Annotated in this window: 7 protein-coding genes and 1 rRNA gene; 5 read left to right on the plus strand and 3 right to left on the minus strand. The window is 67.5% G+C overall.

Annotation, left to right across the window (positions count from 1 at the left end):
* The first annotated feature begins 88 nt into the window (after positions 1-88).
* The 3 genes from ABZ865_RS05685 (at position 89) to ABZ865_RS05695 (ending at position 2,526) form a co-directional block, all read left to right on the plus strand.
* The gene (locus ABZ865_RS05685; RefSeq protein WP_361224235.1) at positions 89-880 is read left to right on the plus strand and encodes an ABC transporter ATP-binding protein; all 792 of its coding nucleotides are present in this window, start codon (positions 89-91) and stop codon (positions 878-880) included.
* A 146-nt stretch (positions 881-1,026) separates the two neighbouring features.
* Positions 1,027-1,458 carry an NfeD family protein gene (locus ABZ865_RS05690; RefSeq protein WP_361224238.1) on the plus strand — a complete coding sequence of 144 codons (432 nt, stop codon included), beginning with the start codon at positions 1,027-1,029 and terminating at the stop codon, positions 1,456-1,458.
* A 111-nt stretch (positions 1,459-1,569) separates the two neighbouring features.
* Positions 1,570-2,526, plus strand: coding sequence for an SPFH domain-containing protein (locus tag ABZ865_RS05695; protein ID WP_361224241.1), 957 nt, complete (start codon positions 1,570-1,572; stop codon positions 2,524-2,526).
* Between the two features lie 55 nt (positions 2,527-2,581).
* On the opposite strand, the gene ABZ865_RS05700 is transcribed toward ABZ865_RS05695, so the two are convergent.
* From ABZ865_RS05700 to ABZ865_RS05710, 3 genes are all read right to left on the minus strand, one after another.
* Positions 2,582-3,088 (minus strand): HNH endonuclease, encoded by a 507-nt coding sequence (locus tag ABZ865_RS05700; protein ID WP_361224245.1) that lies wholly within the window; start codon positions 3,086-3,088, stop codon positions 2,582-2,584.
* Positions 3,089-3,255: 167 nt separating this feature from the next.
* Positions 3,256-3,795 (minus strand): YbhB/YbcL family Raf kinase inhibitor-like protein, encoded by a 540-nt coding sequence (locus tag ABZ865_RS05705; RefSeq protein ID WP_361224248.1) that lies wholly within the window; start codon positions 3,793-3,795, stop codon positions 3,256-3,258.
* 40 nt (positions 3,796-3,835) lie between these two features.
* Positions 3,836-4,618 carry a sporulation protein gene (locus ABZ865_RS05710; RefSeq protein ID WP_361224251.1) on the minus strand — a complete coding sequence of 261 codons (783 nt, stop codon included), beginning with the start codon at positions 4,616-4,618 and terminating at the stop codon, positions 3,836-3,838.
* A gap of 100 nt (positions 4,619-4,718) precedes the next feature.
* Here ABZ865_RS05710 and ABZ865_RS05715 point away from each other — a divergent pair, with 100 nt between their 5' ends.
* A complete protein-coding gene (locus tag ABZ865_RS05715; protein ID WP_361224254.1) occupies positions 4,719-5,369 on the plus strand; it encodes a DNA-3-methyladenine glycosylase in 651 nt (216 codons plus the stop codon).
* Positions 5,370-5,910: 541 nt separating this feature from the next.
* Positions 5,911-6,000, plus strand: a 16S ribosomal RNA gene (locus ABZ865_RS05720); the annotation flags it as partial.

A 6,000-nucleotide genomic window follows, 5' to 3' on the forward strand; every position in this document is an offset into this window, starting at 1 on the left:
AGGGGCCCCGCCCACCGGCGCGGCTGACCGACCCACAGGCGTACGCGACAGCCGACACCGGCACTCTGCAAGGGGAGACAACGCGCTCATGAGCGATGTTCTGGAACTTCAGGACGTATCCGTGGTCCGCGAGGGCCGGGCTCTCGTGGACCAGGTCTCCTGGTCGGTGAAGGAGGGCGAGCGCTGGGTCATCCTCGGCCCCAACGGCGCCGGCAAGACCACCCTCCTGAACGTCGCCTCCAGCTACCTCTTCCCCAGCAAGGGCACCGCCACCATCCTCGGCGACACCCTCGGCAAGATCGACGTCTTCGAGCTGCGCCCGCGCATCGGCGTGGCCGGCATCGCCATGGCCGAGAAGCTCCCCAAGAGCCAGACCGTCCTGCAGACCGTCCTCACCGCCGCCTACGGCATGACCGCCGGCTGGCACGAGGAGTACGACGAGGTCGACGAGCAGCGCGCCCGCGCCTTCCTCGACCGCCTCGGCATGAGCGACTACCTGGACCGGAAGTTCGGCACCCTCTCCGAGGGCGAGCGCAAGCGCACCCTCATCGCCCGCGCCCTGATGACCGACCCCGAGCTGCTCCTGCTCGACGAGCCCGCCGCGGGCCTCGACCTCGGCGGCCGCGAGGACCTGGTCCGCCGCCTCGGCCGGCTCGCCCGCGACCCCATCGCCCCCTCGATGATCATGGTCACCCACCACGTCGAGGAGATCGCCCCCGGCTTCACCCACGTCCTCATGATCCGCCAGGGCAAGGTCCTGACCGCCGGCCCGATCGAGCTGGAGCTCACCTCCCGCAACCTGTCCCGCTGCTTCGGCCTCCCGCTCGTCGTCGAGCAGGTCGGCGAGCGCTGGACCGCCCACGGCCTGCCCCTGTCCTGACGCCCTCCGGCTTCTGCCGCTCTCCGACACCTGCCGCCGTCCGGCACCTGATGCCCTCCGGCTCCTGACGGCGTTCGGCTTCTGACGCCGTCCCGCTCCCGTTCGCGCCCTGTCGGCCGCCCGACCGGCGGTCCTACGATGACCCCGTGGACGACATCGACGCATGGGTGTGGTGGCTCGTCGGCGCGGCGGCGCTCGGAATCCCGCTGGTGGTCACCGCGATGCCGGAGTTCGGCATGCTCGCGGTGGGCGCCGTGGCGGCCGCGGTCGTCGCCGGCCTCGGCTTCCACGCAGTGATCCAGATCCTCACCTTCGTCGTCGTCTCGGTCGCCCTCATCGCCGTCGTCCGCCCCATCGCGGCCCGGCACGACCGGCAACGTCCCCGACTCGCCACCGGCGTCGAGGCGTTGAAGGGCAGACAGGCCGTCGTCCTGGAACGCGTCGACGGATCCGGCGGACGCATCAAACTCGCCGGGGAGGTCTGGTCGGCCCGCTCCCTCGACACCGGCCGCGCCTACGAAGTCGGCCAGGAAGTGGACGTCGTGGACATCGAAGGGGCCACGGCCATCGTCATCTGAGGCATCCGGCCCACGAGTTGTGCGCCGTTCTGTCAGACTCGACCAGCAAGATCTTCAACAACCATAAGATCTGCCGAAGGTGCCGAGGCGGAGAGGGGTACGGGGAACACGATGGAACCGGTCATCATCGTCCTGATCATTCTGGTGGTGTTGGTCTTCATCGCCCTGATCAAGACCATCCAGGTCATCCCACAGGCCAGCGCCGCCATCGTCGAGCGGTTCGGCCGCTACACGCGGACGCTCAACGCGGGCCTCAACATCGTGGTCCCCTTCATCGACACCATCCGCAACCGCATCGACCTGCGCGAACAGGTCGTACCGTTCCCGCCCCAGCCGGTGATCACCCAGGACAACCTGGTCGTCAACATCGACACCGTCATCTACTACCAGGTGACCGACGCACGCGCCGCCACCTACGAAGTCGCCAGCTACATCCAGGCGATCGAGCAGCTGACGGTCACCACGCTCCGCAACATCATCGGCGGCATGGACCTCGAGCGCACGCTGACCTCCCGCGAGGAGATCAACGCGGCCCTGCGCGGCGTCCTCGACGAGGCCACCGGCAAGTGGGGCATCCGCGTCAACCGTGTCGAGCTCAAGGCCATCGAACCCCCGACCTCCATCCAGGACTCGATGGAGAAGCAGATGCGCGCCGACCGTGACAAGCGGGCCGCGATCCTCACCGCCGAAGGTACGCGCCAGGCCGCCATCCTCACCGCCGAAGGCGAGAAGCAGTCCCAGATCCTGCGCGCCGAAGGTGAGGCCAAGGCCGCGGCCCTGCGCGCCGAGGGCGAAGCCCAGGCCGTCCGTACGGTCTTCGAAGCCATCCACGCCGGCGACCCCGACCAGAAGCTCCTCTCCTACCAGTACCTCCAGATGCTCCCGAAGATCGCCGAGGGCGACGCCAACAAGCTCTGGATCGTCCCCAGCGAAATCGGTGACGCCCTCAAGGGCCTCTCCGGCGCGATGGGCAACTTCGGCCCGCTGGGCGGCGGCAACAACGGCACGTCGGGCCAGGGCAACAACGGCGGCGGCACGGAGCGCCGCGAAAAGCCGTCGATCGACTGACAGCACTCGACAGCGAAGCCCCGCGCCCCAGAAGGGCGCGGGGCTTCGCTGTCGATCAGGCCGCCTCCCGAGCCAGCCACTCGGGAAGCGCGGCCAAGTCCTCCTGGCCCAAAGCCAACAGCATCGCATCCGCCGGCGTCGGCTCGAACGGCTCCCGCAACAGGGCCATACCGGCCTCCTCAGGAGTCCGGTTGGCCTTCCGGTGATTGTCCTCCGCACACGCGGCGACCGTGTTCAGCCACGTGTCCTGCCCACCCTGCGACCGCGGCAGCACATGGTCCACGGTCGTGGCCCTGTGCCCGCAGTACGCGCACCGGTGCCGGTCCCTGACCAGCACACCCCGCCTCGACCATGGAGCTTGTCTTCGGAAGGGCACCCGTACGTACCTGCACAGCCTGATCACCCGGGGCGCGGGTATGTCCACATCCGCACCGCGCATACGCAGCTCGGGATGGGCCTGTTCGACCACGGCCTTGTCCTGGAGCACCAGCACGACGGCTCGGTTCAGGGTCACCGTCGACAGCGGTTCGAAGCTCGCGTTCAGGACCAACGTGTCACGCATCCAGCCCACCTCCCGTGCGCACCTGCCCACTCCACGGCGGGCTTGGATCAACTCTCTACGGGCGCGCCGAGATGGACAACGCAATAAAAAATGCCCGCCCCCGATCACTTCCAAGACCGGGGGCGGGCAAACGTTCCGTGAACGCTCGGCTGAATCAGGGCGCCGTGTCAGCCCTGCGCGGGGTTCTCGTACTCCCCGATGAGATGCGCACGCGCAAGCGCGTGGAACCGCAGGTTGAAGCCGACGACGGCCGGAGAGGCATCCGCGTCCGGACCGAGTTTCTCCTGGTCCACCGCGTACACCGTGAAGACGTACCGGTGCGGACCGTCCCCGGGTGGCGGAGCGGCACCGCCGAAGTCCTTCGACCCGTAGTCGTTGCGCGCCTGTACGGCACCCTGGGGCAGCCCCTCGAACTTGCCGCTGCCCGCACCCGCCGGCAGCTCCGTCACGGAGGCCGGAATGTCGAACACGACCCAGTGCCAGAACCCGCTGCCGGTCGGCGCGTCGGGGTCGTAACAGGTCACGGCGAAGCTCTTGGTCTCCGCGGGGAAGCCCTCCCACCGCAGTTGCGGCGAGGTGTTGCCCTCCGCGTAGACCTGGGCGCTCTTCAGCGTCGCGCCCTCCTCGATGTCCTCGCTCGTCACCGTGAACGACGGCACGGGCGGGTGGAAGTCGTGGGGGAGCGGCCGCCTCTTGAGCTCGGTCACCTCGGTACCTCCTGATCGATTCCGTTCAGTGGGTCCGAGCCTAGAACCAGTTGCGCTTGCTGCCGACCTCGGACAGCCACTGGTTGAGGTAAGCCGCCCAGTCGGTCCCGTGGAAGTCGTTCAGACCCACCTGGAAGGAGCGGAAGGTGTCCGAGCCCTCGCTGAACAGACCCGGCTTCTTGTCCATCTCCAGGACGACGTCCATGGTGTGCTCGTCGGCCACGAAGCTCACCTCGACCTGGTTCAGGCCCCGGTACTGCGACGGCGGGTAGAACTCGATCTCCTGGTAGAACGGCAGCCGCTGCCGGGTGCCCCGGATGTGGCCGCGCTCCATGTCCGCGTTCTTGAAGCGGAAGCCCAGCTGGATGAAGGCGTCCAGGATGGCCTGCTGCGCCGGAAGCGGGTGCACGTTGATCGGGTCCAGGTCACCGGAGTCCACCGCACGGGCGATCGCCAGCTCGGTGGTCACACCGATGTGCATGCCGCGCAGCGCCTGGCCGTCGATCATCGTGACCGGCGTCTCCCAGGGGATCTCCAGCCCGAACGGCACCGCGTGCACGGCCCCGGCCTGCAGCTCGAAGGCACCACCGAGCCGCACCTTGGTGAACTCGATGTTCTGCTTGTACTCCTCGTCGCCGCTCTCCACCTCGACCCGGGCCTGCAGGCCCACGGACAGACCCTCGATCTCCTGGTTCACGGACCCGCCCTGGATCCGCACCTCACCCTGCACGACGCCACCGGGTACGACGTTGACCTCGGTCAGCACGGTCTCGACGGAGGCCCCGCCGGCCCCGAGGCTCGCGAGCAGCTTCTTGAACGCCATGACTCTCCCTTTACGAATGGACCCTCGACCCGTACAAACGCGATCCTGCCCCGACCGGTTCCGCCGTGGCACCCACCCGGCTGGACTACTCTCGGAGGGCATGATCGCGCCCCCGGACCGTACGCCACTGCCCCGCGAGTTCTTCGACCGGCCCGTTCTCGAGGTCGCCCCCGATCTGCTCGGCCGCATCCTGGTCCGTACGACACCGGACGGCCCGATCGCCCTCCGCCTGACAGAGGTCGAGGCGTACGACGGCCCGAACGACCCCGGCTCACACGCCTACCGCGGTCGCACCGCCCGCAACGAGGTGATGTTCGGACCGCCCGGACACGTGTACGTCTACTTCACCTATGGCATGTGGCACTGCATGAACCTCGTCTGCGGACCCGAGGGGAGGGCGAGCGCCGTCCTGCTCCGCGCCGGCGAGGTCGTCGAGGGCGCGGAACTGGCTCGCAAACGTCGACTTTCGGCCCGCGATGACAAGGAACTGGCCAAGGGTCCGGCCCGTCTCGCCACCGCCCTGGAGGTCGACCGCGCGCTGGACGGCACCGACGCGTGCGCCCCCGGCGAGACCCCGCTGCGGATGCTGACCGGCACCCCCATCGCCTCCGACCAGGTACGGAACGGTCCGCGCACCGGAGTCTCCGGAGAGGGAGGGAACGGCGACGTCCATCCCTGGCGCTTCTGGGTGGCCGGCGACCCGACCGTGAGCCCCTACCGGGCCCATGTCCCGCGGCGTCGCTCAAGTTGACGCGACCTGGGCAGGTGCGTAAAGTTTTCCGAGCCGCTGAACCGGGTACGGCGATCGCCTGCAGCCGGAGCGGCCAAACCACTACCCAGCTACACACCCTCAACGGGGTCGATTTCGGCGCGCCCGCGTGCCCGAATTCGAAGTCGGGAGACTCGATTATGAGTCGCCGAGGGAATGGGCTAACGTAGTGAATGTCGAAAGGCCGACGGGCGAAAAGCCCAAAGGCCCAAGACACTCCCGCCGACAGGGAATCGGGTCGAGAAAAGATCTGATAGAGTCGGAAACGCAAGACCGAAGGGAAGCGCCCGGAGGAAAGCCCGAGAGGGTGAGTACAAAGGAAGCGACCGTTCCTTGAGAACTCAACAGCGTGCCAAAAGTCAACGCCAGATATGTTGATACCCCGTCCGTCGGAAATACTCCGATGGTCGAGGTTCCTTTGAAATAACACAGCGAGGACGCTGTGTGCGAGGGGACTATTCCTCCTCTCGCACCGCTCTCGTGGTGTTCAACCGGCTGAATTAATTTTCTGGCCGAGTAAACATTCACGGAGAGTTTGATCCTGGCTCAGGACGAACGCTGGCGGCGTGCTTAACACATGCAAGTCGAACGATGAAGCCCTTCGGGGTGGATT

This window comes from Streptomyces sp. NPDC047085 (genome assembly GCF_040643735.1).
In the GTDB taxonomy this organism is placed as follows: Bacteria; Actinomycetota; Actinomycetes; order Streptomycetales; family Streptomycetaceae; genus Streptomyces.

Bases quoted from the DNA above. Each gene is read 5' to 3' on its own strand.
- ABZ865_RS05685 (WP_361224235.1), top strand. From the start codon at position 89: ATGAGCGATGTTCTGGAACTTCAGGACGTATCCGTGGTCCGCGAGGGC.
- ABZ865_RS05715 (WP_361224254.1), top strand. From the start codon at position 4,719: ATGATCGCGCCCCCGGACCGTACGCCACTGCCCCGCGAGTTCTTCGAC.
- ABZ865_RS05710 (WP_361224251.1), bottom strand. From the start codon at position 4,618: ATGGCGTTCAAGAAGCTGCTCGCGAGCCTCGGGGCCGGCGGGGCCTCC.
- ABZ865_RS05695 (WP_361224241.1), top strand. From the start codon at position 1,570: ATGGAACCGGTCATCATCGTCCTGATCATTCTGGTGGTGTTGGTCTTC.
- ABZ865_RS05700 (WP_361224245.1), bottom strand. From the start codon at position 3,088: ATGCGTGACACGTTGGTCCTGAACGCGAGCTTCGAACCGCTGTCGACG.